Origin of the sequence: Streptomyces sp. NPDC088732, assembly GCF_044751205.1 — a bacterium.
Lineage (GTDB): Bacteria > Actinomycetota > Actinomycetes > Streptomycetales > Streptomycetaceae > Actinacidiphila.
The window spans coordinates 1-26,141 of sequence record NZ_JBIVLI010000010.1 but is presented as its reverse complement, the minus strand read 5'-3'; the positions used below and the strand labels follow the sequence as shown (position 1 = coordinate 26,141).

20 protein-coding genes are annotated in these 26,141 nt (G+C 74.0%); 9 read left to right on the top strand and 11 right to left on the bottom strand.

What is annotated here, in order from left to right:
- The first annotated feature begins 282 nt into the window (after nt 1–282).
- The 3 genes from ACIP9H_RS18150 to ACIP9H_RS18140 all read left to right on the top strand — a co-directional run bounded on the left by ACIP9H_RS18150 (nt 283) and on the right by ACIP9H_RS18140 (nt 5,066).
- A complete protein-coding gene (locus ACIP9H_RS18150) occupies nt 283–1,278 on the top strand; it encodes an AbfB domain-containing protein (protein ID WP_401959763.1) in 996 nt (331 codons plus the stop codon).
- A 151-nt stretch (nt 1,279–1,429) separates the two neighbouring features.
- Nucleotides 1,430–2,005: a peptidoglycan-binding protein gene (locus ACIP9H_RS18145; RefSeq protein ID WP_401959762.1), complete on the top strand. Its 576-nt coding sequence runs from the start codon at nt 1,430–1,432 to the stop codon at nt 2,003–2,005.
- A gap of 859 nt (nt 2,006–2,864) precedes the next feature.
- Nucleotides 2,865–5,066: an FUSC family protein gene (locus ACIP9H_RS18140; RefSeq protein WP_401959761.1), complete on the top strand. Its 2,202-nt coding sequence runs from the start codon at nt 2,865–2,867 to the stop codon at nt 5,064–5,066.
- 9 nt (nt 5,067–5,075) lie between these two features.
- Here the strand turns inward: ACIP9H_RS18140 and ACIP9H_RS18135 are convergent, their stop codons facing one another.
- The 5 genes from ACIP9H_RS18135 to ACIP9H_RS18115 form a co-directional block, all read right to left on the bottom strand.
- The gene (locus ACIP9H_RS18135) at nt 5,076–5,591 is read right to left on the bottom strand and encodes an HD domain-containing protein (RefSeq protein ID WP_401959904.1); all 516 of its coding nucleotides are present in this window, start codon (nt 5,589–5,591) and stop codon (nt 5,076–5,078) included.
- Between the two features lie 95 nt (nt 5,592–5,686).
- Nucleotides 5,687–7,309, bottom strand: coding sequence for a potassium-transporting ATPase subunit KdpA (kdpA, locus tag ACIP9H_RS18130; RefSeq protein WP_401586680.1), 1,623 nt, complete (start codon nt 7,307–7,309; stop codon nt 5,687–5,689).
- 2 nt (nt 7,310–7,311) lie between these two features.
- Nucleotides 7,312–8,151 (bottom strand): potassium-transporting ATPase subunit C, encoded by an 840-nt coding sequence (locus ACIP9H_RS18125; protein ID WP_401959759.1) that lies wholly within the window; start codon nt 8,149–8,151, stop codon nt 7,312–7,314.
- 2 nt (nt 8,152–8,153) lie between these two features.
- Nucleotides 8,154–10,313, bottom strand: a complete 2,160-nt coding sequence (gene kdpB / locus ACIP9H_RS18120) for a potassium-transporting ATPase subunit KdpB (protein WP_401959757.1) — start codon at nt 10,311–10,313, stop codon at nt 8,154–8,156.
- Between the two features lie 127 nt (nt 10,314–10,440).
- A complete protein-coding gene (locus ACIP9H_RS18115; protein WP_401586672.1) occupies nt 10,441–10,848 on the bottom strand; it encodes an SAV_915 family protein in 408 nt (135 codons plus the stop codon).
- A 240-nt stretch (nt 10,849–11,088) separates the two neighbouring features.
- Between ACIP9H_RS18115 and ACIP9H_RS18110 the strand changes: the two genes are divergently transcribed.
- Entirely contained in the window at nt 11,089–11,631 is a 543-nt protein-coding gene (locus ACIP9H_RS18110; RefSeq protein WP_401586669.1) for a universal stress protein, read from the top strand.
- Here ACIP9H_RS18110 and ACIP9H_RS18105 read toward each other — a convergent pair.
- Nucleotides 11,621–13,192, bottom strand: coding sequence for a Na+/H+ antiporter (locus ACIP9H_RS18105; RefSeq protein ID WP_401586666.1), 1,572 nt, complete (start codon nt 13,190–13,192; stop codon nt 11,621–11,623). The genes ACIP9H_RS18110 and ACIP9H_RS18105 overlap by 11 nt on opposite strands.
- A gap of 486 nt (nt 13,193–13,678) precedes the next feature.
- On the opposite strand from ACIP9H_RS18105, the gene ACIP9H_RS18100 reads away from it, so the two are divergent.
- Together ACIP9H_RS18100 and ACIP9H_RS18095 are read left to right on the top strand one after the other, a co-directional pair.
- The gene (locus tag ACIP9H_RS18100) at nt 13,679–15,616 is read left to right on the top strand and encodes an amino acid transporter (protein WP_401586663.1); all 1,938 of its coding nucleotides are present in this window, start codon (nt 13,679–13,681) and stop codon (nt 15,614–15,616) included.
- Between the two features lie 99 nt (nt 15,617–15,715).
- Nucleotides 15,716–16,228, top strand: a complete 513-nt coding sequence (locus ACIP9H_RS18095; RefSeq protein ID WP_401586661.1) for a hypothetical protein — start codon at nt 15,716–15,718, stop codon at nt 16,226–16,228.
- A 16-nt stretch (nt 16,229–16,244) separates the two neighbouring features.
- On the opposite strand, the gene kdpB (ACIP9H_RS18090) is transcribed toward ACIP9H_RS18095, so the two are convergent.
- On the bottom strand, nt 16,245–18,401 hold the full coding sequence (kdpB, locus tag ACIP9H_RS18090; protein WP_401586659.1) for a potassium-transporting ATPase subunit KdpB: 2,157 nt from the start codon (nt 18,399–18,401) through the stop codon (nt 16,245–16,247).
- 417 nt (nt 18,402–18,818) lie between these two features.
- Between kdpB (ACIP9H_RS18090) and ACIP9H_RS18085 the strand changes: the two genes are divergently transcribed.
- From ACIP9H_RS18085 to ACIP9H_RS18075, 3 genes are all read left to right on the top strand, one after another.
- Complete coding sequence (locus ACIP9H_RS18085) at nt 18,819–19,628, top strand: SDR family NAD(P)-dependent oxidoreductase (protein ID WP_401586656.1); 810 nt, start codon at nt 18,819–18,821, stop codon at nt 19,626–19,628.
- 30 nt (nt 19,629–19,658) lie between these two features.
- On the top strand, nt 19,659–19,736 hold the full coding sequence (locus ACIP9H_RS18080) for a 50S ribosomal protein bL37 (protein ID WP_401587313.1): 78 nt from the start codon (nt 19,659–19,661) through the stop codon (nt 19,734–19,736).
- Nucleotides 19,737–19,915: 179 nt separating this feature from the next.
- Nucleotides 19,916–20,683: a GNAT family N-acetyltransferase gene (locus ACIP9H_RS18075; RefSeq protein WP_401959753.1), complete on the top strand. Its 768-nt coding sequence runs from the start codon at nt 19,916–19,918 to the stop codon at nt 20,681–20,683.
- Between the two features lie 16 nt (nt 20,684–20,699).
- Here the strand turns inward: ACIP9H_RS18075 and ACIP9H_RS18070 are convergent, their stop codons facing one another.
- The 4 genes from ACIP9H_RS18070 to kdpB (ACIP9H_RS18055) all read right to left on the bottom strand — a co-directional run.
- A complete protein-coding gene (locus ACIP9H_RS18070) occupies nt 20,700–21,383 on the bottom strand; it encodes a response regulator (RefSeq protein ID WP_401586650.1) in 684 nt (227 codons plus the stop codon).
- A complete protein-coding gene (locus ACIP9H_RS18065) occupies nt 21,380–23,989 on the bottom strand; it encodes an ATP-binding protein (protein WP_401586648.1) in 2,610 nt (869 codons plus the stop codon). Before ACIP9H_RS18065 ends, ACIP9H_RS18070 begins: the two co-directional genes overlap by 4 nt.
- A 98-nt stretch (nt 23,990–24,087) precedes the next feature.
- Nucleotides 24,088–24,711 carry a K(+)-transporting ATPase subunit C gene (gene kdpC, locus ACIP9H_RS18060; RefSeq protein WP_401586645.1) on the bottom strand — a complete coding sequence of 208 codons (624 nt, stop codon included), beginning with the start codon at nt 24,709–24,711 and terminating at the stop codon, nt 24,088–24,090.
- Nucleotides 24,712–24,729: 18 nt separating this feature from the next.
- On the bottom strand, nt 24,730–26,141 hold a 1,412-nt coding region (kdpB, locus tag ACIP9H_RS18055), incomplete at its 5' end, for a potassium-transporting ATPase subunit KdpB (RefSeq protein ID WP_401959751.1).

Here is a 26,141-nt window from a genome sequence, read left to right as displayed (position 1 = left end):
GTTCCGCAGGCGCGCCTTCCCGCAGGTGGGACCGTTCATGCCGGGGTCGGGGCCGGTGCGGGCCCGGACGAGGCGCCCGCCGCCGGTCCGGACGGAACGTCAACCACATTGAGAGGAAAGGGAGTTGACGGGTCGACGACGACGGGATCACCGGGTAACGGTTTTCACGGAAGCCCCGCAGAAACCACCCGGTCTCGCTAATCTCGCCGCTCACGGAAGGCGTCCGTCCGGCAGCCCGGCACCGCCGCCGTCCCCCGGTCCGACAGCGACGGAGCACCCCACGTGACAGCCGCAGAGCCCGACGGCCACGACGGCCCCGAAGGCCCCGACGACGAGGACCTGGACGTCTTCCAGCCGCGCCGCACCCCCGGCACACACCACCACCCGTTCCCCGGCTTCGACGACGAGGCCTGGACGCGGGCGGCGTCGCGCAGCCGGCTGGGCGTCGCCCTCACCGCACCGGGGCGGGCGGAACCGGCACCCCGGCGCCAGACGCGGGCGCTGCGCCTGGTCACGGGCACCGCGGTGGTCGCGGTGTGCGCCCTGCTCGCGCCGGTGGTGTTCCACCACGCGGCGCCGGCGCCCGGCGAGACGGCCGCCGAGCAGGCCGCGCCCGGCCGGCCGTCGGGCGGCGTCCCGGCCGCCGCGGCGAAGGCGTCGCCGTCGCGCTCCCTCCCGCCCTCCGCCCCGCGGATCCAACCGGTCACCACCCGGCTCCCCGCCGTGACCCCGCCTCCCGCGAGCCGCGGCTCAGAACCCGCGTACAGCACGCCCGCCGCGCCCCGGGCGACACCGAGCCACCACCACCGGGCGGACGGCGCGGACGGCGACGACTCGCGGGCGCCGCGCGGCCACAGCCTGTCCCTGCAGTCCGCCGACCACCCCGACCGCTACTGGAGCGCTCCCGGCGGCACCGTCCGCCTCGACCCCGTCGGCCCGTCGTCCTCCCGTGCGACACGCCGCGCCGCCACCTTCGTGCTCGTCCCCGGCCTGGCCGACGCGCGCTGCGTCTCCTTCGCCACCCCGGACGGCGACTACCTGCGGCACCAGGACTTCCGCCTCCGCGTCGGCCGGCCGGACGGCTCCGCGCTCTTCCGCGAGGACGCCACGTTCTGCGCCCGGCCCGGTGCCTGGCGGGGCACGGTCTCCTTCGCGTCGTACAACTACCCGGACCACCTGCTGCGGCACCGCGACTTCCGCCTGCGCATCGACCCTTACCGGCACGAGGCGGGGTACCGCGCGGACACCTCCTTCCGGATCGCCCCGCCCTGGGCGTAGCGCAGTACGGCAGCGGGCGGGGCGGATTCGCCGATTCCCGGCGGGGGCACGGCAGTTCGTTCCTAACGTGGGCGAATCAGCAGGACCGAGGGGGGAGACAAGGGGTACCCCAGTGCCGAACCCGTCCGCCGGAGGGCCGTCACGGCGCCGCATGATCGAGCCGACGCGGGTCATCCCCGCACGTGAGTCCGCGGCCGCGGGCGATTCCTGGGAGGAGTCCCTCGGCCTCTTCCGCCCCGCCGGTGCCGCCCCTCGCCCGGCCGGATCGCAGCGCCCGCGACCGGCGCCCGCGCCGCCTGCGGCTCCCCCCGCCGGCGAGGCCACCCGGCGGCACGCCTCGTCCCGCGCCTTGCGCCTCACCGGTCTGGGCGCCCTCGTCACGGGCGCCGGCGCGGCCGGCTTCGGGCTCGCGCTCGCGCTGTCCTCCCCCGGCGCCACCCTCACACCGGCGGCCCCCGCCCCGCCCGTCACCACGGCGCCGCCCGCCGCGGGAACCGCCTCCGGCGTGCTCCGGGAGGGCGACAGCGGCCCCGCCGTCAGCGAACTCCAGGCCCGCCTGCTGCGCATTCCCGACGTCTACACCGGCGGACCGGTGGACGGCCGCTTCGACCGGCGGCTCACGGCGGCCGTCGCCCGCTTCCAGGTCTGGTACGGCATCCGCGGCGACGAGAGCGGCGAGTACGGCGACGCCACCCGCCGCGACCTGGAGTCCCGCACCCCGGGCTGACCCGTCCGGCGCCACCGCACACTCACCAGGGCGGGGGAAACCCGCCCTTGCGCCTGCACGCGCCACACCCCTCACCCCCGACCGCCCCGAAGCGGCTGCCGGGCCACCCACGTCCCGCCGACCGGCCTGGCCCCACCACGAAACTGCCGCCGGGCCAACCCCACCGCCGCGCCACGAGCAGAAGCAGCGTCTCGCCAACCATCCCGGCACCACCCCGCCCCGAAGCCGCCGCCAGGCCACCCCACCGCCTCGCCAAGGGCAGCGGCCACAACCGGCCACGGCAACCCGCCCTTGCGCCACCGCGCCTCAGCACGCAGCACACCGACCACCCCCGAGCGGCTGCCGGGCCACCCGGCCAGACGCCCACCGACACCGGGGACCACACCCGCCACACCCCGAAGCTGCCGCCGGGCCAACCCCACCGCCTCGCCAAGGGCAGCGGCCACGACCGGGCACGGCACTCACGCTCGCGCCGCCACTTCCCGGCACGCACCCCACCCCGCCACGGGCACAAGCCGCGTCGCGCCAACCGCCCGACGCCACCCCGCCCTGAAGCGCCCGCCGGGCCACCCGGCCGCACGCCGGCCGCAGGCCGCAAGCTCACGCCCGGCCCCGCGCCACCGCGACCCACCACGCGCCGAAGCGACGCCTCGGCAACGGCCCCGGAGCGGCTGCCGGGCCACCCGGCCAGATCCTCGCCGCGACCGGGGACCACATCCACCACGGGCGTGAGCGACGCCGCGCCGACCGGCCCGGCGCCACCCCGTCCCACAGGCGGGCGGGCCACCCGAGCGGACGCCTCAAGGCCCGTGACCGCGGTGCGGTGGCCCGGCGTCAGCGGGCGTCCTACCGTTTGACGATGGGAGTGGCGCGCCGGAGCGGACTGGAGTGGCTGCGGGCCCGCGATCCGGGTCTCGCGGCGGTGCGGCGCTCGGCGCGGGTGACCGTGGTGGCCTGCACGGGCTTCTACGCCGCGCGGTACGGCCTGGGCGACCGGACGGTGGCCATCTACGCCCTGTTCGGCGCTGTCGCGGCCGGCGGGCTGTCCTCCGTGCCCGGATCGCCGCGCGAGCGGGCCCGCACGCTGCTGGCCGCGCTGCCGGTCGGTATGGCCCTGGTGACGCTGGGCACGGTGCTGGCGGCGCACGCCTGGACGGCGGCCCTGGGGATGCTGGTCGTGGGCTTCCTCGTCACGTTCAGCGGGGTCGGCGGGCCGAAGCTGGTGGGCCTCGCCAACGGGCTGCAGTTGTTCTACATCCTCCCCTGTTTCCCTCCGTACGCGCCGTCGACGCTGGGACACCGGCTGGCGGGCCTGGTCGCCGGGGTCGTGCTGATCGGCCTCGCCGAGTGCTTCCTGTGGCCGGCGCCGTGTCCCGCCCGGTACGAGCAGCGGGTCGCGCGGGCGGCGCGGACGGCGGCCGAGGCGCTGTACGGGCTGGCGGCGGACCCGCCCCGGCGGGGTGATCCGGATGCGCTGCTGAAGGCCTCGCAGGAGTTGCGGATGAGCCATGTGCCGACGGACGAGCGTCCGGCGTCGGCGTCCGCGCGGGACCGGGCGCTGTCCGAGGCGGCCTCGCAGATGCGGCATCTGCTGGCGCAGACATGGCAGCTGACGGAGTCGGCCGGTGAGGGCGCGGCCCCGCCGGAACCGGCCGCCATGGGGCTGCTGCTGACTTCGGCCGCAGCCTGCGAGGACGTGGACCGGGCGCTGACCGGCCGGGCCCCGCCGCCCATGCAGGCCGTCTGCGGTGCCGCCGCGAGCGCCTTCGAGTCGCACCGCGTGCGGCCGCGCGGGACGGGCGCGGACTCCGCCACGATGGTGCGCAACGGCGCGATCGCCCTGGACATCACGCACACGGCCGACTTCGTCGTCACGGCGGTCCGGATCGTGCTCGGGGCGCGTGTGCCGGCGGACGGTACGCCGCTGCCGGCCCGTCCCGGGGCCTTCTGGTACGCCGGGCGCCCCACGGCGGAGCTGTACTACCACCGGCTGCGCGCCCATCTGACGCCGCGGTCGGTGTACTTCCAGAACGCGGTGCGGATCGCCGTGGCGCTCGCGGCGGTCCGGCTGGTCGTCGGCGCGCTCGGTCTGGAGCACGGCTTCTGGGCCCTGCTGACCACGCTCACGGTGATGCGCACCAGCGCCGTCGGCACCCGCACCGCGCTGATGCCGGCGCTGCGCGGAACGCTCGCGGGCGCCGTGGTCGCGGCGCTGATCCTGTACTTCGCCGCGGGGACGCCGCTGGTGTTCGCCGCGCTGCTGCCGCCGTGCATGCTGCTGGCCTTCGCCTCGGGCAAGGTGCTCGGTCCCGGCTGGGGCCAGGCGTTCTTCACGCTGACCGTGGCCGCCGCGTTCACCCAGATCGCCCCGAGCGGGCCGGAACTGGCCGCCGCCCGCTTCCTGGACGTGCTGACCGGGGCCGTGACGGGGGCCGTCGTCGGCCTGCTCGCCTGGCCGCACGGCGGCACCGGCGAACTGCGGCGCGCCTGCGCCCGCGTTCTGGACCAGGGCACCCGCGCGGTCGCCGACATCACCGAGAGGATCACCGAGGGGGCACGGGCCACCGACGCCCTGCCGCGGGCCCGGCTGGCGCAGCTGATCGTCGAGGCGACCTACGCCCAGTACGCCACCGAGCGGCACGACGCCCGGCACGCGGCGTCGGGGGACACCGACTTCCAGGTGATCATGCTGGCGGGCAACCGCGTCATCACCATGGGGCAGGTCCTGCTGGACAACTGCCCGCCGGGCGCGCTGTCCGCCTGGCCGCTGAGCGCCGCGCATCTGCGCGACGCCGCGCACCGCCTGCGGGGCCTGGCGCTGCCGTTCAGCTACGACCTGATCCTGGGCCGCGAGCGCGCCTTCCCCGAGAACCCGCACCCGGACGACGCGCCGACGGACCGCACGGTCATCCACGACGTCTGCACCGCCTCGGCGGGCGGGGCCCCCGATCCGCTGCTCTACTACGCGGTCGACGCCGCGATCTGGCTGGCGAGTCTCCAGGCCGCGATCGCCGCGGCCCGCCCGGCGTCGCGGGAGCCGGCGACGGCCGGCCCGGACTGAGCCGCGTCGTCAGGGCGTGCCGTCGTCCGCCGGGAGTTCGGCGAGCAGGTCCGGGTTGACGACGGCGAGGATCGCCGCGATGTCGCCGCGCGCGGCGGCCGGCCACAGGACGGCGCGGGCGGCCCGGTACTTGGTGGCGAGGCGTTCGCGTGCGGCCGGGTCGAGGCGGGCGGCGCGGTCGGCCCGGCTGTTGTGGGCGTTGTCGGCGATCTTGACCAGGGTGGCGTCCCGGTCGGCGGCGATGCGCCGCAGCTTGTCCGCGTAGGCGACACCGGGCTGGTTGGTGACCTGCTCGACGACGGCGACGACGCGGTCCGGAACCCCCGCGGCGCGCAGCCGCTCAGCGGTCCAGGGCGTGTCCTCGACGATGTCGTGGAGCAGCCCGGCCATCTGCAGTTCGGGCCCGAAGGGCGCGAGCCCCGCGGCGACGGCGCGCACGTGCTCGACGTACGGCACGCCGATGCGGTCGGTCTGGCCCTCGTGCGCGCTGCTCACCAGCGCGTCGGCGTCGGCGACGCTGTTCACCATCACGGCACCCCATCCTCGGGGGCGCCGCCCGGTCCGTCCAGCGGTTCGGGCGGCGCGGCCGGCCCGTGGACCGGGCCGGCCGCGCCGCGCGGCTAGAGCAGCCCCTCCGCGACCGGTCCGAGGGACAGCGCCGGCAGGAAGTTGAGCAGCGCGAGGACGAGCGCGGCCCCCGTGGCCAGGACGACGAAGTTGACGCCGTACGGCCGCAGGGTGCCGACCGTGACCACGCCGGGGCGCTGCCGGGCCAGGCGCCCGGCGAGGGCGAGCACGAAGACGATCGGCACGTAGCGGCCGAGGAGCATCGCGGCCACCATGAGCAGGTTGTGGAAGTCGGTGGCCCCGTTGAACCCGGCCATCGCGCTGCCGTTGCTCGCCGCGTTGCTGGTGTAGGCGTAGATCAGTTCGCTGAGACCGTGCGGACCCGTGTTGCCCATGGACGAGCGGCCCTCGGGCAGGGCGACCGCGATCGCGGAGCACACCAGGACCGTGGTCGGGGCGACGAGGGCGTAGAGCACCACGTGCCGCATCTCGCCGAAGCCGATCCGCTTGCGCAGGTACTCGGGCGTGCGGCCGACCATCAGCCCGCCGATGAAGACGGCGACCATGACCGCCATGAGCAGGCCGTACAGCCCGCTGCCGGTGCCGCCGGGCGCGATCTCGCCGAGCATCATGCCCGCGAGGAGCACGCCTCCGCCGAGGCTGGAGAAGCTGTCGTACGAGGCGTTGGCGGCGCCGTCGGCGGAGGCGGTGGCCGAGACGCCGAACAGGGTGCTCGCGGGGACGCCGAAACGGGTCTCGGTGCCCTCGGTCTGGCCGCCGACGGCCGCCGTGACGGTGCCGGTGTGCAGGTTCTGCACCAGGTTGCCGGCGACGAGCAGCAGGCAGAACAGGATGCCCACGACCGTCAGCAGGGTCCAGCTCTGGCGGAGGCTGCCGACCATGCGGCCGTAGGTGCGGACGAGCGCGGTCGGGATCAGCAGCATCAGCACGATCTCGACGGTGTTGGTCCAGGCGGAGGGGTTCTCCAGGGGGTGGGCGCTGTTGGCGTTGAAGAAGCCGCCGCCGTCGCCCGACATGAGCTTGAGGGGCTCCCAGGAGCCGACCGGGCCCGCCAGCTGGTCGACGCCGGAGAGGTGCTGCGGCACGCCGGCCGCCATGAGCAGCAGTCCGAAGACGACGGAGAGCGGCAGGAAGACGCGCAGCACCGAACGGATCAGGTCGACCCAGAAGTTGCCGAGTTCGTCGGTACCGCGCCGGACCAGGCCGCGGACCAGCGCGAGGGCCGCGCAGATGCCGACGGCGCCGGACGCGAAGGCCTGGGTGCCCAGGCCCGCCATCACCGCGAGGTGGCCGGTGGTGGACTCGCCCGCGTAGTTCTGCCAGCTGGTGTTGGTGGTGAAGCTGACCGCGGTGTGCAGCGCGAGCGGCCAGGGCATGCCGTCGCGGCCGAGCGACCACGGCAGGCGGTCCTGGAAGGTGAACAGCGCGAAGAGGGCGGCGATGCTCGCGGCGCTGAAGGCCAGGAGCGCGAAGAGGTAGTGCCGCCAGTTCTGTTCGCGGTCGGGGTCGATGCCGCAGACGCGGTACAGCAGCCGTTCGGGCGCGAGGTGCCGTCCGCCGTCGAGAGCGCGGGCGACATAGTCGCCGAGCGGTACGTGCAGGCCGACGACGACGGCGATGACGAGGGTGGCCTGGAGCCAGCCGAAGACGGTCATGCTCAGGCTCCCTGGAGCGGACGGGCGCGGTCCAGCGCGCTGTTGAGGCCGGCGACGTCGACGGCCGGCTCGCCGAACACACCGAGTGCGCGGCCGGTGGTGCAGCGGGCGACGAGTGCGCGCACGGTGCTCTCGGGCAGGCCGCGCTCGCGGGCGACCCGGGGGGTCTGGAGGCGCGCGTAGGCCGGGCTGATGTCCGGGTCGAGGCCGCTCCCGCTCGCGGTGACGGCGTCCGCGGGCACCACGGGGTGCGCGGGGGCGCCGCCGCGCACGGGGACGACGACGGCCTTCGCGTAGTCGGCGCCCGCCGCGGCGCACGCCACGGCCACGCCCTCGTACGAGGCGGTGAACGGCCGTGCGGGGCACGGCTGGTTGAGGCTGATCACGCGCTGGACGTCACCGATGGTGCCGTCCGCGCGGAAGACGCCGAGCACGGCGCCGACGCCGTCGGCGGTGCAGTAGGGGCGGGAGCCGTCGACGCCTTCCAGCTCGCCGACCGCCTTGCTGCGCGCGCAGACCTGGGTGAGCAGGCTGGGCTTGTCCGGGGTGTCGACGACGCTCTCGGGGCCGAGGTTGCCGGCCGCCGAGGTGGCCGGGTCGTAGCCGGCACCGGCGTTGGAGGGCCGGGACTGGAAGTAGCCGGGCAGCGGGCGGCCCTTGGTGTCGGTCCAGGACCTGCCGAGGGCGGTGCCGGGGGACGTGTGGCGGAGCCCCGGCAGTTGTCCGAGCGCGGTCATACCCAGCGGGTAGGCAAGGCCGACGAGCACGGTGAGCGCCACGACGACCCGTACGGCGGCCAGATGGTGGGCCGCCCAGTGCGGGAGGCGGGGATGGGGAGGCATGGTCAGATCCCGGGGACGAACTGGACGAGGACGAGGTCGATCAACTTGATCGCGAGGAAGGGGACGACGACGCCGCCGAGGCCGTACACCCACAGGTTGCGGGTGAGCAGGGCGGACGCCGAGGACGGCCGGTAGCGCACGCCCCGCAGGGCGAGCGGGATCAGCGCGACGATCACGACGGCGTTGAAGACGACGGCGGACAGGATCGCGGAGCCCGGCGAGTGCAGCCGCATGATGTTGACGGCGTCGAGCGCGGGGTAGACCCCGACGAAGATGGCGGGGAGGATCGCGAAGTACTTGGCGATGTCGTTGGCGATCGAGAAGGCCGTCAGCGCCCCGCGGGTGATCAGGAGTTGCTTGCCGATCTCGATGATCTCCACGATCTTCGTGGGGTCGGAGTCGAGGTCGACCATGTTCCCGGCCTCCTTGGCGGCCGAGGTGCCGGTGTTCATGGCCACGCCGACATCGGCCTGCGCCAGCGCCGGGGCGTCGTTCGTCCCGTCACCGGTCATCGCGACCAGGTTGCCGCCCGCCTGCTCCCGCTTGATCAGGGCGAGTTTGTCCTCGGGGGTGGCCTCGGCGAGGAAGTCGTTGACGCCCGCCTCCTCGGCGATCGTGCGGGCGGTCACCGGGTTGTCGCCGGTGATCATGACGGTGCGGATGCCCATGCGCCGCATCTCGTCGAAGCGTTCGCGCAGTCCGGGCTTGACGACGTCCTTGAGGTGGATGACGCCGAGCACCCGGGCCGGGCCGTCGGACGTGCGCTCGGCCACGGCCAGCGGGGTGCCGCCGGAGGACGACACCTGCTCGACGTAGACGTCCAGGCCGGCCGGCACCGTGCCGCCGTTCTCGCGGACCCAGCCGGCGATCGCGGACGCGGCGCCCTTGCGCAACTGCCGCCCGCCCCCGGGCAGGTCCACCCCGGACATGCGGGTGACGGCGCTGAAGGGCACCCACGCGGCCTCGGGCAGTTCGAGTTCGTCGGCGCGGTGGTGGCTCAGCTCGAAGTGCTCGCGGGCGTGGGCGACGATCGACCGGCCCTCGGGGGTCTCGTCGGCGAGGCTGGACAGCAGGGCGGCCTGCGCGAGTCGCTCCGGCTCGACGCCGCCGATCGACAGGAACCCGCCGGCCCGCCGGTTGCCGTAGGTGATGGTGCCGGTCTTGTCGAGCAGCAGGGTGTTGACGTCGCCCGCCGCTTCCACGGCGCGGCCCGACGAGGCGAGGACGTTGCGCTGCACGAGCCGGTCCATGCCCGCGATGCCGATCGCCGAGAGCAGGGCCCCGATGGTGGTCGGGATGAGGCAGACCAGCAGGGAGACCAGGACGATGCCGGTGACGCCGTCGGCGGTCAGCGCGGTGCTGTCGGGGGCGGCGCCCGTGATGCCCTTGGAGAAGATCGCCATGGGCTGGAGGGTGACGACGGCGATCAGGAAGACGAAGGTCAGCATGACCAGGAGCAGGTTCAGGGCCAGCTCGTTGGGGGTCTTCTGCCGGTTGGCGCCCTCGACGAGGGCGATCATCCGGTCCAGGAAGCCGGCGCCGGGATCCTGGGTGATGCGGACGACGATGCGGTCCGAGAGCACCTTGGTCCCGGCCGTGACGGCGCAGCGGTCGCCGCCGGACTCGCGGATGACGGGCGCGGACTCCCCCGTGATGGCGGACTCGTCGACACTGGCGACACCCTCGACGACGTCGCCGTCACCGGGTATCAGCTCGCCGGCCTCCACGACCACCATGTCACCGCGGCGCAGCGCGATCGCGGGGACGGTCCGCTCCCCCTTCTCCGTCAGCCGCCGGGCGGTGGTCTGCCGGCGGGTCCGGCGCAGCGAGTCCGCCTGCGCCTTGCCGCGGCTCTCGGCCACGGCCTCGGCGAGGTTGCCGAAGACGACGGTGAGCCAGAGCCACGCGGTGATCAGCCACGCGAACAGCGAGGAGTGGGCGATCGCGAGCCCGGTGGTCAGCGCCGCGCCGATCTCGGTGACGAACATGACCGGATTGCGGAAGAGCGTGACGGGGTTGAGCTTGCGCAGCGCCTCCGGCAGGGCGAGCCACAGCTGCCGGGGATCGAGCAGGCCCCCGCCGACACGGCGGTTCCGGCCGGGACCGGGTGTTTCGGCCTCGCCCTCCGGGGCCGGTGCGGCGAGGGTGGGGGCTGTGGTCATCTGAGGTGCTCCGGGAAACTGTGCGGTGGTGCGGAAAGGGTCGGGCACCTCCGGGCAGGGCAACGCGGGGACGGCACCTGCCCGGAGGGCGTAGGAGGGGCCCCTTGCGGGGCGGGCTGCGGACTCGTCAGCGGATCCACAGACACAGGGCGTCGACCAGGGCGAACGCACCGGTCACCCGCAGGACGCCCATCAGCTGGGAGCCGAACCGGTCGGACGACGCGTCGGGGTCGTCCTTGACGGCGGGGGCCGCGAACTGGGGGTCCACCGTGAGGGCGGTGACACCGAGCGGCCGGGCGAGCGAGCGCAGCGCGGGTTCCGACAGGCTGATCCATTCCTGTTCCGCGCCGAGGGTCGCGGAGAGGCGTTCCGGCGTGGTGAAGGCGACCGCTGTGCGATCGCCCAGCGGGGTGCGGAACATCCGCGTCACGCAGCCGGCGGGTCCCGGCCGGACGGGGACGCAGAGCATCCCGCGGTCTCCGGCCGGGTCGGGTTCGCAAGGCTCGGGGTCGTCCTCGGACGCGGGTTCGGTCATGGATTCCTCCAAGAGGGAAGACTGGGCCCCGGTCCGGGCACGTCGGGCCGGGGCGCAGCAGGACGCTAATCCCTGGCGCCGGGGGGCGGCGGCCCTCCCTGACGGGACGTTGACGGCGCGCGTCGATTTGTTGACGCCGCGGTCGCGGACGGGTCAGGGCTCCGTCAGGCCCGGGGGCGGCGGCGTCAGGATCGCGACAAGGACCGTTGCCCGCTCGCGGCACGGCGTTTGCATGGAGTCATGCGTGAGTCCCGCGAAGACCGTGTCGTCGTCGGTGTCAGCGGATCCCTGGGCAGCCTGGCGGCTCTCCACAGGGCCGTCGAGGAGGCACGCCGCCGGTCGGCGGCGCTGACGGTGGTGATCGCCTGGGAGACCGTCGGTGTCGACCTCGGTTCCGGCCGGCCGCCGTCGCCGCCCCTGCTCGACCGCTGGCACTCCCTCGCGCGGCGGCAGTTGTTCGCCGCCTTGGACACCGCCTTCGGCGGCAGCATCCCCCTCGACCCGCAGCTGCGCCCGGTCATCGCGCTGGGCATGCCCGGCCCCACCCTGGTCAGGGTGGCCGACCAGGAGTCCGACCTGCTGGTGGTGGGCACGGGCTCGCACGGCCTGCTGCGCCGCCTGCTGTCGCCGTCGGTGGCCCGGCACTGCCTGGACCACGCCCGCTGCCCCGTGCTCGCCGTACCGCCGCCGCCCCTGATGTCGGAACTCGTCGAGGCCGAGCGCCGCGGAGGACGCGCACGCCTCGGCCTCGGACGCGGGCCGCACGACTCCTTCATGCCCTGAGCCCGGCCTCCTCCAGGTCCAGGGACCGCTGGACGGCGCGCTGGGTGGCGTCGCTGACCTCACCGGCCTCGTACAGCCGCCGCAGTTCCCCGGTCTGCACGCCGATCAGCGCCCGGCGCAGGTCCCGGTGGGCGGCCACGGCCTCGGCGAAGGCGGCGGCGCGGCCCGACCCCGGGCTCTCGTCCCCCTCGTCGAGTCCGGCCTCCAGATGGCGGCGCAACTGGACCACGGCGGACGCCGGCGCGGCTTCGAGGTCGTGCAGCTGGTCGAGGTAGCGCAGGCCCGCGCGGGACAGCGCGTCGCGGGTCCTGGCCTCCTCGCGGGCGGTGTGCTCCGGTTCGAGGGCGATGCCCGAGCGCCGGACGACCGCGGCGAGGGTGAATCCCTGGACGACGACGGTCAGGACCACCACGCCCGTCGTCAGGGTGAGCACGAGCGAGCGGTGCGGCAGCGGCGCGCCGCCGGCCGTCACCAGGGGCACCGACAGGGCGGCGGCCAGCGGCATGACCCCGCGGGTGCCGGCCCACGAGGTCACCAGCGGCACCCGCCAGGAGACGGGGCCGTCCTTGCGGCGGTGCTGCATGACGGCCGACAGCGGGAAGACCCAGACGAGCCGCAGGAGGACGACCGTGGCGGCCACCGCGAACACGCCCACGACCAGCGGCAGGCCGCGCTCCGACGGATCGAGCTCGCGCACGAGCGTGGGCAGTTGGAGGCCGATGAGCGCGAAGACGGCGTTCTCCAGGAGGAAGACGACGGTGGCGTACACGGCGTGGATCTGCAGCCGTATCGGCGCGTTGGTGATCCGGTGCCCGGTGCTGCCCAGCACCACGCCCGCCAGGACGACCGCGGTGACCCCGGAGGTGTGCAGGTCCTCGGCGAGCACGTAGACGCCGTACGGCGTGACCAGGGAGACGACGGTCTCCAGCACCGGGTCCTCGGTGCGCCGGCGCAGGAGCGTGACGAGTCCGGCGACGGCGGCCCCGACCAGCGCGCCGCCACCGCCCAGTTCGAGGAAGCGGCCCGCGGCCGCGGGCGTCAGCAGCGAGCCGGAGGCGACCGCGGCACCGATGGCGACCTTGAACAGCACCAGGCTCGTGGCGTCGTTGAACAGGCTCTCGGACTGGACCAGCACCTTCACCCGGTTCGGCAGGGACAGCCGGCGCCCGAGGGCCGTCACGGCGACGGGGTCGGTGCTGGCCAGTACGGCGCCCAGCACCAGCGCCATCGGTCCGCCGAGCGGGGTCACGGCCGCCGCGACGGCGGCCACGGCCGCGGCCGAGGTGACCACGAGTCCGAAGGCCAGGACCGTGACCGGGCGCCACACGCGGCGCAGTTCCCGCCAGGAGATCTCCTCGGCGGAGGCGTACAGCAGCGGGGGCAGGACGACGACGCTGATCGCCTCGGGCGCGACGTGCACCGCGGGTACCCACGGCAGCAGGCCGACCAGCAGCCCGGCCACGACGAGGAGGGAGGGAGCCGGGACCCGCCAGTGCCTGGCGCCGGTCGCCACGGTGGTCGCCAGGGCCACGAGCAGGAGGACGGCGGTCAGGACGGTCATGTGAGGGTCCCCAGGGAAAGAGATGGTACGGCTGCTGCGCATGTCTTCGCCGACCAGACTTCCCGGCACTCCACGGGAGAATCTACCCGGTTCCGGCAACGGTCGGGGAGCCGGGGGGAGGCAGGGCGTTAAGAACGCGTCAGGATTGCGCGTCAGCCGTATGGAGCCCGTCAACGGCGGACCCGCTCCGGCGGGCGGGACCCTACTGTTCCGCGGCCCGTCACCGGCTCGCCGCGACGTGCTCCCCCGCCGGCCCCGACTCCCGTCCCGACCTGGGGAATTGATCATCGGGTGGGCCGCCCCGGCCCCCACGGCACCGCCCCCGGCACGCCCCGGCCGCGGGGCACGGGAGCGGCCGCGGCGGTGCCCCGCCGCCCTCGCGCGGCCGTGGCGTGCGCCGACAGCCCCGGCCGGGCTGCGTACGCTGACGTGGCCGTCCGCCGACGGCGGATTCTTGACTGTTGTCGACGGGAGTGCAACGTGGCCATGTCCGCTCATCCGAGTCGGCTGCGCGCGTGGATGCTGGAGGGCCTGTCCGACATGGCCCGGCACCAGCAGGGCGGGCAGCCGGTACCCGAGAGCGCCCACCGCGGGCAGCGGTGGTGGCGGGTCATGTGCCTGACGGGTGTGGACTACTTCTCCACCCTGGGCTACCAGCCGGGCATCGCGGCGCTGGCCGCCGGCCTGCTGTCGCCAGTCGCCACGATCGTCCTGGTGGTCGTGACGCTCGCGGGCGCGCTGCCGGTGTACCGGCGGGTCGCGGAAGAGAGTCCGCGCGGTGAGGGCTCGATCGCGATGCTGGAGCGGCTGCTGTCGTTCTGGCAGGGCAAGCTCTTCGTGCTGACGCTGCTGGGCTTCGCGGCCACGGACTTCCTGATCACGATCACGCTGTCGGCGGCCGACGCCTCCACCCACCTGGTGGAGAACCCGCATCTGACCAGCGTGCTGCACGGCCACGAGATGATCATCACGCTGTTCCTGGTGGCCCTGCTCGGCGCGGTGTTCCTCAAGGGCTTCCTGGAGGCGATCGGCGTCGCCGTGGCCCTGGTCGGGCTCTACCTCGCGCTGAACGTGGTGGTGGTCGTCGTCGGGCTGTGGCACGTGGCGACCGCGTCGCACGTCGTCACCGACTGGTCCAGCGCCCTGACCGCGGAGCACGGCAACGTGCTGGCGATGGTCGGCGTGGCCCTGCTGGTCTTCCCCAAGCTGGCGCTCGGCCTGTCCGGCTTCGAGACCGGCGTGGCCGTCATGCCCCACGTGCAGGGCGACGACAGCGACACCGAGGAGAAGCCCGCCGGGCGGATCCGCGGGACGAAGAAACTGCTGACCACGGCCGCGGTCGTCATGAGCTGCTTCCTCATCGCCACCAGCTTCATCACCACGCTCCTCATCCCCGCCAAGGAGTTCGAGTCCGGCGGGCAGGCCAACGGCCGCGCCCTGGCGTACCTGGCGCACGAGTACCTGGGCAACGCCTTCGGCACCGTCTACGACGTCTCCACCATCTGCATCCTGTGGTTCGCCGGCGCCTCGGCCATGGCGGGCCTGCTCAACCTCATGCCGCGCTACCTGCCCCGCTACGGCATGGCCCCGCACTGGGCGCGCGCCGTGCGGCCGATGGTGCTGGTCTTCACGCTGGTGGCGTTCCTGGTCACCTGGATCTTCGACGCGGACGTCGACGCCCAGGGCGGCGCGTACGCGACCGGTGTGCTGGTGCTGATCAGCTCCGCGGCGATCGCGGTGACCATCGCGGCCCGCAAGGCCCACCAGCGCGGCTGGACCATCGGCTTCGCCGTGATCTCGGCCATCTTCCTCTACACCACCGTCGTCAACGTCATCGAGCGCCCGGACGGTGTGAAGATCGGTGCCTGCTTCATCGCCGGCATCATCCTCATCTCCCTGCTGTCGAGGCTGGCCCGCGCCTTCGAACTCCGCGTCACCAGCGTGACGCTGGACGACATGGCCCAGCGCTTCGTCCGCGACATGTCGCACCGCAGGATCCGCTTCATCGCCAACGAGCCGGACCGCCGGGACATGGCGGAGTACCGCGCCAAGATCCAGCAGATCCGCGCCGACAACGACATCCCGGCGGAGGACGACTTCGTCTTCGTCGAGGTCACGGTCTCCGACCCGTCGGAGTTCGAGTCCGGCCTCACCGTGCGCGGCGACGTGCTGCACGGCCGCTACCGGGTGCTCACGCTGGAGTCCTCGTCCATCCCCAACGCGCTGGCCGCCCTGCTCCTGCACGTGCGGGACGCCAGCGGGCAGCGTCCGCACATCTACTTCGAGTGGACCGAGGGCACTCCCTTCGCGAACTTCCTGCGCTTCTTCCTCTTCGGGCAGGGCGAGGTGGCCCCGGTCACCCGCGAGGTGCTGCGCGAGGCGGAACCGGACCGGACCCGCCGCCCGCGCGTGCACGTCGGCTGATCCGCCGGCCGTCAAGGCCGCGCCAGGATCGCGCGGCGGGCCGTCAGGGGCGCGTCAGCCGCCGGCCGTGCGGAAGTGGCCGCTCCTACGGTCGGCGGCATGACACGGACCGCCTCCGGCCACACCGACCGCCGCTGGGCCGGGCACGCCCGGTTCGCGGCGCTCTGCGCGCTCGGCTTCCTCGCGCTCGCCCTGGCCCTCGACGCGGCCGCGGGCACCCTCGGCGCGGCCCGCGCCGGGCTCTGGGCGGTTTTGGCGGTCCTGGTGCTGGCGGTGCTGGTGCCGCCGCGCGTGACGGCGGGCGACGGCTGGCTCTCCGTGCGCCGCTCGCTGCGCACCCGCACGGTCCGCACCGATGCCCTGGTGGCGGTACGGCAGCACCAGGGGCCCGCGGCGCACCTGCTGCTGTACGACGCCTCGGGCCGCTGTGTGGAGGTCGATCCGCGGACGCTGGCCGCCGACCCCCTGCTGTGGCACCTGCTGGAGGCCGGCGCCCACCGCTCCCGCGACCGCGGCGTGCTGCGGCACGGTTCCCGGGTGCTGGCGCACCTCGGCGACGGCGTCGACGGGCCCGCGGCCCGGGCGGTGTTCCGCGTGTCGGGGCTGGTCTGACGGACCGCTCGCGGGCTCAGCCGAGGCCCGGCACGAACTGGACGACGGCCATGTCGATGAGCTTGATGCCGAGGAACGGCAGCACGAGCCCGCCCAGTCCGTACACCAGCAGGTTGCGCCGCAGCAGTTCGGCCGCCGACGACGGCGTGTAGCGGACTCCGCGCAGGGCCAGCGGGATCAGCGCCACGATGATGAGGGCGTTGAAGACGATCGCCGAGGTGATCGCCGACGTGGGGCTGTGCAGGCGCATGATGTTCAGTGCCCCGAGCCCCGGATGGGCGCCGGCGAACATCGCGGGGATGATCGCGAAGTACTTCGCCACGTCGTTGACGATGGAGAACGTCGTCAGCGCGCCGCGGGTGATCAGCAGCTGCTTGCCGACCTCCACGATCTCGATCAGCTTCGTCGGGTTGGAGTCCAGGTCCACCATGTTCCCGGCCTCCTTGGCGGCCGAGGTACCGGTGTTCATCGCCACGCCGACGTCCGCCTGGGCCAGCGCCGGGGCGTCGTTGGTGCCGTCACCCGTCATCGCGACCAGGTTGCCGGCGGCCTGCTCCCGCCTGATCAGGGCGAGTTTGTCCTCGGGGGTGGCCTCGGCGAGGAAGTCGTCGACCCCGGCCTCGTCCGCGATCGCGCGGGCGGTCAGCGGGTTGTCACCGGTGACCATCACCGTGCGGATGCCCATCCGCCGCAGTTCGGCGAAGCGTTCGCGGATGCCGTTCTTCACCACGTCCTTGAGGTGGATCACCCCGAGGACCTGGGCCTGGTCCCCGTCGTCGAGGGCGACCAGGAGCGGGGTGCCGCCCGAGGCGCCGATGCGGTCCACGATCGGATCCACCTCCGCGGGCACCAGACCGCCGCGGGCGGTGACCCACGCCGCCACGGTCGCCGCGGCGCCCTTGCGCACGGCGACTCCGGCACCGTCCTCCCAGCGCAGGTCGACCCCGCTCATCCGGCTGCGGGCGGAGAACGGTACGAAGCGGGTCTGCCCCAGCTCGCCCGGGGCGGGGGCGCGCAGCCCGTAGCGCTCCTTGGCCAGGACGACGACCGAGCGGCCTTCCGGGGTCTCGTCGGCGAGGCTGGACACCTGGGCGGCCTGCGCGAGTTGCAGGTCGTCGACCCCGGGCAGCGGGACGAAGGCGGTGGCCCGGCGGTTGCCGAAGGTGATGGTGCCGGTCTTGTCCAGCAGCAGGGTCGACACGTCGCCCGCCGCCTCGACGGCGCGCCCGGACATCGCCAGCACATTGCGCTGCACGAGCCGGTCCATGCCCGCGATGCCGATCGCCGACAGCAGCGCCCCGATCGTGGTGGGGATCAGCGTGACCAGCAGCGCCACCAGGACGACCGTGTCCTGGGCGGCGCCGGCGTAGGCGGCCATCGGCTCCAGGGAGACGACGACGAGGACGAAGACGACCGTCAGCGACGCCAGCAGGATGTTCAGGGCGATCTCGTTGGGCGTCTTCTGCCGGGAGGCGCCCTCGACCAGGGCGATCATCCGGTCCAGGAAGGTCCTGCCGGGGCGCGAGGTGATACGGACGACGATGCGGTCCGACAGCACCTTCGTCCCGCCGGTCACCCCGGAGCGGTCGCCGCCCGCCTCACGGACGACCGGGGCCGACTCCCCCGTGATCGCCGACTCGTCGACGGCCGCGATGCCCTCCACCACCTCCCCGTCACCGGGGATGGTCTGCCCGGCCTCCACGGCCACCACGTCGAACCGCCGCAGCTCGCCGGCCGGGACCGCCTCTTCGGTGAACTCCCTTCCGTACGGCCGCCAGCCGCGCAACCGCCGGGCCACGGTGCCGGTCCGGGCCCGGCGCAGGCTCTCGGCCTGGGCCTTGCCGCGGCCCTCCGCCACGGCCTCGGCGAGGTTGGCGAAAACGACCGTCAGCCACAGCCAGCCGGTGATCACCCAGGCGAAGACGCTCGGGTGCAGCAGTGCCGACAGGGTCGTGAGCGCCGCGCCGGCCTCGACGACGAAGAGCACCGGTTTGCGGACCATGCCGCGCGGGTGGAGCTTGCGCACCGCCTCCGGGAAGGCCGTCCACAGCTGCCGGGGGTCGAGCAGTCCCGCCGCCACCTTGCGGCGTCTGCCGGACCTCCTGCCGGGGCGTGGCGGCTGAGGGGCGGTGCGGTCTGTCCCGGGGGCGTGGGCGGGGGCCGGCGGCTGCATGGACGAGGGCCTTCCGAAGGTGCGGGAGTTGGGGGGGGTACGCACGCCAGCAGATCGCGACCGCGGGGCCCGGCGGACGTCCCTGACAGGACCTTTGCGCCCGCGGCTCGGCTTTATGACGGCGCCTTGACGGCGCCTCAGGCCGCGCCGTCAGGACCGTGTCAGGAACGGGCGGCGGATCTTGCCTGCCACGGCGGCGGGCGGTGGGATGAAGGGGTGAACAGCGGTCGGCGCCATGACGACCGGCCACCCCATCGGGTGCCGCCGGTTCCGCGCGCTGTTCTCCTGCCGGCTCCCTGACGAGCCGGTGTCCCGCGGCCATGCCTGACGGCCGCATTCCTTCGCGTACGGCGCGCGCCCCCACGACCCGTGGCCAGGGCGCGCGCCGACGCGTCGTTCCCCGGAGGGATCCCACCCATGTCCGTATCCGCCCTGTCCGCCGTCCCCCCGAGGACCGCCCTGGTCACGGGGGCGACCTCCGGCATCGGGTGGGAGACCGCCCGCCTGCTCGCCGAACGGGGGCGCACGGTCATCGTCCACGGCCCCGACACCGAGTCCGCCCACCACGCCGTGGAGCGCCTGGTGGCGGCCGGCGCCGACCGGGCCCGACTGCGCCTGGCCGTCGCGGACTTCCGCCGGCTGACGCAGGTCAGGGCGTTGGCCTCCGAACTGTCGGCCACCCATCCCGTCCTGGACGTCCTGGTCAACAACGCGGCGGTCGCGGCCCCCGAGGAGCACACGGTCACCGAGGACGGCAACGAGGTCTCCTTCCAGGTCAACTTCCTGGCCGCGTACCTGCTCACGCGGGAGCTGCGCGGCCCGCTGACGGCGCGTCCGGGCAGCCGGGTCGTCAACGTCTCCTCCACCACGTACCGGTCGGCCTCCCTCGCCTGGAACGACCTCAACCGGGCCCGCCGCTACTCCCGTTACGCCGCGTACGCGCAGTCCCAGCTGGCCCTCACCGTGTTCGCCGGTGCGGCGGCGCCCGCGGGCTGCACTGTGGTCAGCGTCGACCCGGGCACCTGCTCGACAGCCCTGCTGCCGCTGTACGCGCACGAGGGCGAGCCGCCGGCCGAGGGCGCCGCCCGCGTGGTGCGGCTCTGCGACCCGCGGACCCCGCTGGTCCCCGGTGCCCACTACGACGCGGACGGCCCGTCCACCGCCGGCCACGGGGAACGCACCGCGCGCCGCCTGTGCAAGGCCGCCGACCTGCTCGTCACCGCCTGAAAGCCCGTCACCACCACAAGGAGGAAACCGGTGTCCAAGCGCGCCCGCAAGAAGAGGGCCCGTCGCAAGAAGGGAGCCAACCACGGCAAGAAGGCCAACCAGGGCTGAAACCCCCCGCGGCGGTGCGGACCTCCGGACGATCCGGTGGTCCGCACCGCCGTCGGCATGAGGCACCCGGCAGGTCGTGGAGCGACGCGGCGCGGCCCGCGGCGCGTCAGGCGCCCGGCCCGGCCGGCGATACCCGAACGCCGGAGCGCCCCGGGCCGGCACACCGAAGAGAGGCGAGCATGATCGAGTACACAGGACTCCCGGTCCCCGGGGGCTGGTTCCCGGCGGACGTTCCCGGGCCCGTCGGCCTCGCGGAGCACGTGCGCGCCACCGGGCACGGCCGGTGGTGGGCGGACCGGGCCGTCGCGCCACGGGTGGTCGCCGTGGCCTGTGCCGGCCACGTCCTGCTGGACGGCGACCCGCGCCACACCGATCCGCGGGCCCTGGCCCCGCTGGGTGACAGCTACGTCCTGGCCCGGCCGGGGTTCCTGCCGCTCCTCGGGGCGGCGTTCGACCGTGTCGTGCCCTGGGAGCGCATGATCTGGCTGCGGTCGCACCCGGTGCCGCGCCGCCGCCTTCCCGCTGACGTGGTGGTGCGCCGGCTGACGGCGGCCGACGGCCCGGCGCTGGCCGCACTGGGCCCGGACCCCGCCTGGGTCGCGGCCAGTTGGGGCGGGCCCGCCGCGCTCGCCGGCTCCGGTCACTGCTGGGGCGCCTTCCGCGGCGGCCGTCCGGTCTCGCTCGCCTGCACGTACTTCCTCGGCGCCGCGTACGAGGACATCGCCGTGCTGACACTGCCGGGCCACCGCCGCGAGGGTCTGGCGCTCGCCTGTCTCGCGGGCCTGAGCGCGGACGTGGCCGCCCGCGGGCGCGTTCCCAGCTGGACCTGCTCGCGCGACAACCGGCCGAGCTGGCTGCTGGCCTGGGCGGCGGGCTTCCGGCTGTTCGGGGAGTACGTCCACTTCGCGGTGGGCCGCCCCGCCCGGCACGTCGGCCGGGCGGGGTGACGCCGCCGGCGCGGGCTCAGGGCTCGAAGCGGTAGCCCAGGCCGGGCACGGTGATCAGGTGGCGGGGGCGGGAGGGGTCCGGCTCCAGCTTGTGCCGGAGGGTGGCGAGGTAGACGCGCAGGTAGTTGGTGCGCTTCTCGTTGCCCGGTCCCCAGACCTCGCGCAGCAGCTGACGTCCCGTCACCAGCCGTCCCGGGTTGCGCAGCAGCGGCATGAGCAGCCGCCACTCGGTGGGGGTCAGATGCGGTGCCTCGCCCCGGCCCCGGCGGGGGCCGACGGTGAAGGCCGCGAGGTCCAGGCGGTATCCGCCGACCTCGACCGTCTGCGGCTCCTCCACGGCCGCGGGGCGGCGGAACACCGCCCGCAGCCGGGCGGCGAGTTCGTCCATGGAGAACGGCTTCGTCAGGTAGTCGTCGGCGCCGGCGTCCAGCGCCGGGACCTTGTCGGCGGGGTCGGACCGCCCGGACACCACGATGATCGGCAGCGGGCTCCACGCCCGGACGCCGAGGATGACGTCGATGCCCGCCATGTCCGGCAGTCCGAGGTCGAGGACGATCGCGTCGGGCGGGTTGATCGACACCAGGGTCAGCGCGGTCGCCCCGTCCGGTGCCGTGGTCACGGTGTAGTGGCGGGCGGTGAGGTCGATGTCGAGGGCCTTGCGGAAGCCCGACTCGTCGTCGACGACCAGAACGCGCCTCATGTCAGGGCCTCCTCGTCCCCGAGGGCGGGTTCGGCGGACGCGGCGGCCTCTGCCGCGTCCGCCACCGGCAGGGACAGCACCATGGTCAGTCCACCGCCGGGCGTGTCCTCGGGGGTGAGGGTGCCGCCCATGGCCTCGGTCAGTCCGCGCGAGAGCGCGAGCCCCAGGCCGAGCCCGGTGGTGTTGTCGGTGTCGCCGAGCCGCTGGAAGGGCGCGAAGACCCGTTCCCGGTCGGCAGGCGTGAGCCCGGGCCCGCGGTCGGCGACGCGCAGTTCGACGCGCCCGCCGAGCGCGCTCGCACCGATCAGGATCCTGGTGCCCGCCGGGGCGTGCCGCTGTGCGTTGGTCATCAGATTGGCCACGACGCGCTCCACCAGCGGCGGGTCGGCCAGCGCGAGCGGCGCCTCGTCCAGCCCCTGGGTCACCACCTGCGCGGTGGCGTCGGTGAGGCTGTCCAGGGCCAGCGGCACCACCTCGGCGAACGCGGTCGGCCGCAGCGTCAGCCGGAGCGCACCCGCCTGGAGCCGGCTCATGTCCAGCAGGTTGTCCACGAGGCGGCTGAGCCGGGCCAGCGACTCCTCGGCCGTCGTCAGCAGTTCCTCGCGGTCCTCGGCCGAGAACTCCACCTCGCGGCTGCGCAGCGAGCTGATCGCGGCCCAGGCGCCGGCCAGCGGCGTGCGCAGGTCGTGGCCGACCGCGGCCAGCAGCGCGGTCCGCATGCGGTCCGCCGCCTTGACGGGTTCGACCTCGGCGGCGGCCTCGGCGAGCCGGGCGCGTTCCAGCGCGGAGGCCACGTGGCCCGCGAAGGCGACGAGGACCCGCCGCTCGGAGGCGGCCAGGCGGCGGCCGCGCAGGACGAGGGTGTCCTGCGGGCCGACGGCGACCGCGACGGTGTCGCCCGCCTCGCCGTCCCGTTCCGCGACGACCGCACCGCGGTGGTCGGAGGGCCCGTGGACGAGTTCCGCGGACTCCAGCCCGAAGGCCTCGCGTGTCCGTTGCAGCAGCACCTCCACGGCCTGGTCGCCGCGGAGGATGTTGCCGGCCAGCGAGGAGAGCGTCTCGGCCTCCGCCGTCGCCCCGGCGGCGCGCCGGGACAGCCGCAGGGAGCGGTCCACGATCGCGGCGACGGTGACGGCGACGACCGCGAAGACGGCCAGGGCGAGCACGTTGTTGGTCTCGCCGATGGTGAACCGGCCGATGGGCGGGATGAAGAAGTAGTTGAGCAGCAGCGACGCGGTGACCGACGCCAGCAGCGCGGAGGCCACCCCGCCGATGCACGCGACGCCGACGACGGTGAGCAGGAAGAGCAGGGCCTCGCTGGTGAGGTTGAGGTGCCCGCGGGTGTTCGCGAGCAGGGCGGTCAGCAGCGCCGGCAGCACGAAACCCGCCACCGGCCCTGCGACCTTGCGCACGAAGGGCAGGTCGCTGCTGGGGACGGGCAGCAGGCGGCCGCGGCCCGCGCGTTCGTGGCTGACCATGTGGACGTCGATGTCACCGGAGCGTTCCACGATGGTCTCGCCGACCCCGCGCCCGGTGGCGAAGCGCGCCAGGCGGCCGCGCCGGCTCACCCCGACGACCAGCTGGGTGGCGTTCTCGGCCCGGGCGAACTCCAGCAGGGCGGTGGGGACATGGTCGCCGACGACGGAGTGGAAGCTGCCGCCCAGGCTCTCCACGAGGGCGCGCTGCCGGGTCAGGGCGGCCGGCGAGGCGTCGGCCAAGCCGTCGCTGCGGGCGATGTGGACGGCCAGCAGGTCGCGGGTGCCGCCCGCGCCGGAGGCGCCGCCGCCGTGGGAGCGCTCGGCGATGCGCGCCGCCCGGCGGATCAGCGTCTCGCCCTCGGGGCCGCCGGTGAGCGCCACCACGACGCGTTCGCGGGTCTCCCAGACCCGTCCGATGCCGTGCTCGGTGCGGTACTTCTGGAGGGTCTCGTCGACCCGTCCCGCGACCCACAGCAGGGCCAGTTCGCGCAGCGCGGTGAGGTTGCCGACCCGGAAGTAGTTCGACAGGGCGGCGTCGACCTTCTCCGGGGCGTAGACGTTGCCGTGGGCCATCCGCCGGCGCAGCGCCTCGGCGGGCATGTCCACGAGCTCGATCTCGTCGGCGCGGCGGACGACCTCGTCGGGCAGGGTCTCGCGCTGGGGGACGCCGGTGATCTTCTCGACGACGTCGTTGAGCGATTCCAGGTGCTGGATGTTGACGGCGGTGAGGACGTCGATCCCCGCGTCGAGCAGCACCTCGATGTCCTGCCACCGCTTGGTGTGCGCGCCGCCGGGGATGTTGGTGTGGGCCATCTCGTCGACCAGGGCGACCTGGGGGGCGCGCGCGAGGACGGCGTCGAGGTCCATCTCGGTGAACTCGGCCCCGCGGTAGTGCCGTTCGGCGCGCGGAACGATCTCGAGACCGTCGAGCTTCGCCTCGGTGTGCGGCCGTTTGTGGCACTCGACGTAGCCCACGACGACGTCCGTCCCGCGGGCGGCCCGCCGGCGGCCCTCGTCCAGCATCCGGTAGGTCTTGCCCACTCCGGGTGCGGCTCCGAGGAAGACCTTCAGTTTGCCGGGCCGCCCTTGGCGGGCGCCGGCCGCGGCTGTGACGACTGGCTGCGTCACCGGGAGTCCTTCCTTGCGGGGATGTCACGCCGCCCGGCGCCGCAGGATGCCTGCGACGCCGGGCGGCGTGGTCCGTGCGATACGGCCGGAACGCGACGTCACCCGAGCTGGGCGAGCGCGAGGTTGAGCTCGACCACGTTGACGCGCTCGGCGCCGAGGAAGCCGATGACGCGGCCCTGCACGTGGTCCGCGACCAGCTTGCGCACCTCGGACGCGTCCAGGCCGCGGGCCGTGGCGACACGGTCGGCCTGCTCGTAGGCGTAGGCCGGCGAGATGTGCGGGTCGACACCGGAGCCGGAGGCCGTGATGGCGTCGACCGGGACGTCGCTGGGGGCCACGTCGTCGAACTCGGCCACGGCGGCGCGGCGTTCCTTGATCGTCTTGATCAGGCCCTCGTCATTGGGACCGAGGTTGGACGCGCCGGTGGCGAGCGGGTCGTACCCGCCGGGCCGCGGCTGGAACCACTTCGGGTCCGGCAGGGCGGCCTCGTCGGCGTCGTCCGGGTTCTTCTTCGGGAGGTTGAAGCTCTGGCCGATGAGGCTGGAGCCGACGGTCTTTCCGTCCTGCGTGATCTTGGAGCCGTTGGCCTGGCCGGGGAAGACCGCCTGGGCGACCCCGGTGACGGCCAGCGGGTACACGATGCCCGCGACGACCGTGAACACCAGCAGCATGCGCAGGGCGGCCAGATGGTTCCGGACCACGGCGGGAAGGGAGCTGGACATGTCGATTGCCTTCTTCGGTCAGCTGAGTCCGGGGATGAACTGGATGATCAGGTCGATCACCTTGATGCCGGCGAACGGCAGCACCAGGCCACCCAGACCGTAGATCCAGATGTTGCGGGTCAGCAGTGCGGACGCCGAGGACGGCCGGTAGCGGACTCCGCGCAGCGCGAGCGGGATCAGCACCACGATGATGAGGGCGTTGAAGATGATCGCCGAGACGATCGCCGACTGCGGGCTGTGCAGCTGCATGATGTTGAGCTTGTCCAGGCCCGGGTAGGCGATAGCGAACATCGCGGGGATGATCGCGAAGTACTTCGCCACGTCGTTGGCGATGGAGAACGTCGTCAGCGCGCCGCGGGTGATCAGCAGCTGCTTGCCGATCTCCACGATCTCGATGAGCTTGGTGGGGTTGGAGTCCAGGTCCACCATGTTCCCGGCCTCCTTGGCGGCCGAGGTACCGGTGTTCATGGCCACGCCGACATCGGCCTGGGCCAGCGCCGGGGCGTCGTTGGTGCCGTCACCGGTCATCGCGACGAGCTTGCCGCCCGCCTGCTCCCGCTTGATCAGCGCCATCTTGTCCTCGGGCGTCGCCTCCGCGAGGAAGTCGTCGACACCCGCCTCCTCGGCGATCGCCTTCGCGGTGAGCGGGTTGTCACCCGTGATCATCACCGTGCGGATGCCCATGCGGCGCAGCTCGTCGAACCGCTCCCGCATGCCCTCCTTGACGACGTCCTTCAGGTGGATGACACCCAGGACCCGGGCCGCGCCGCTGTCCTTGACCGCGACGACGAGCGGCGTGCCGCCCGACTGCGAGATGCGGTCGACCTGCGACTGCACCTCCTCGCCGGCCTGGCCGCCGTTGGCGGCGACCCACGCGGTGACCGCGGACGCGGCGCCCTTGCGGATCTGGCGGCCGTCGATGTCGACGCCGGACATGCGGGTCTGGGCGGTGAAGGGCACGAACTCGGCGTGGCCGAGCTCGCCCTCGTGCCGGGCCCGCAGGCCGTACCGCTCCTTCGCCAGGACGACCACGGAGCGGCCCTCGGGCGTCTCGTCGGCCAGCGACGACAGCTGCGCGGCGTCCGCCAGCTCCTCGGCGGTGACAGCGCCGACCGGCAGGAACTCCGCCGCCTGGCGGTTGCCGAGGGTGATGGTGCCGGTCTTGTCCAGCAGCAGGGTGTTGACGTCACCGGCGGCCTCGACGGCACGGCCGGACATGGCCAGCACATTGCGCTGCACCAGGCGGTCCATGCCGGCGATGCCGATCGCCGACAGCAGACCGCCGATGGTCGTCGGGATGAGCGCGACGACGAGGGCCACGAGGATGACGATGCTCTGCTCGGCGCCCGCGTAGATCGCGAACGGCTGCAGGGTGACGACCGCCAGCAGGAAGACGATGGTCAGCGAGGCCAGCAGGATGTTGAGCGCGA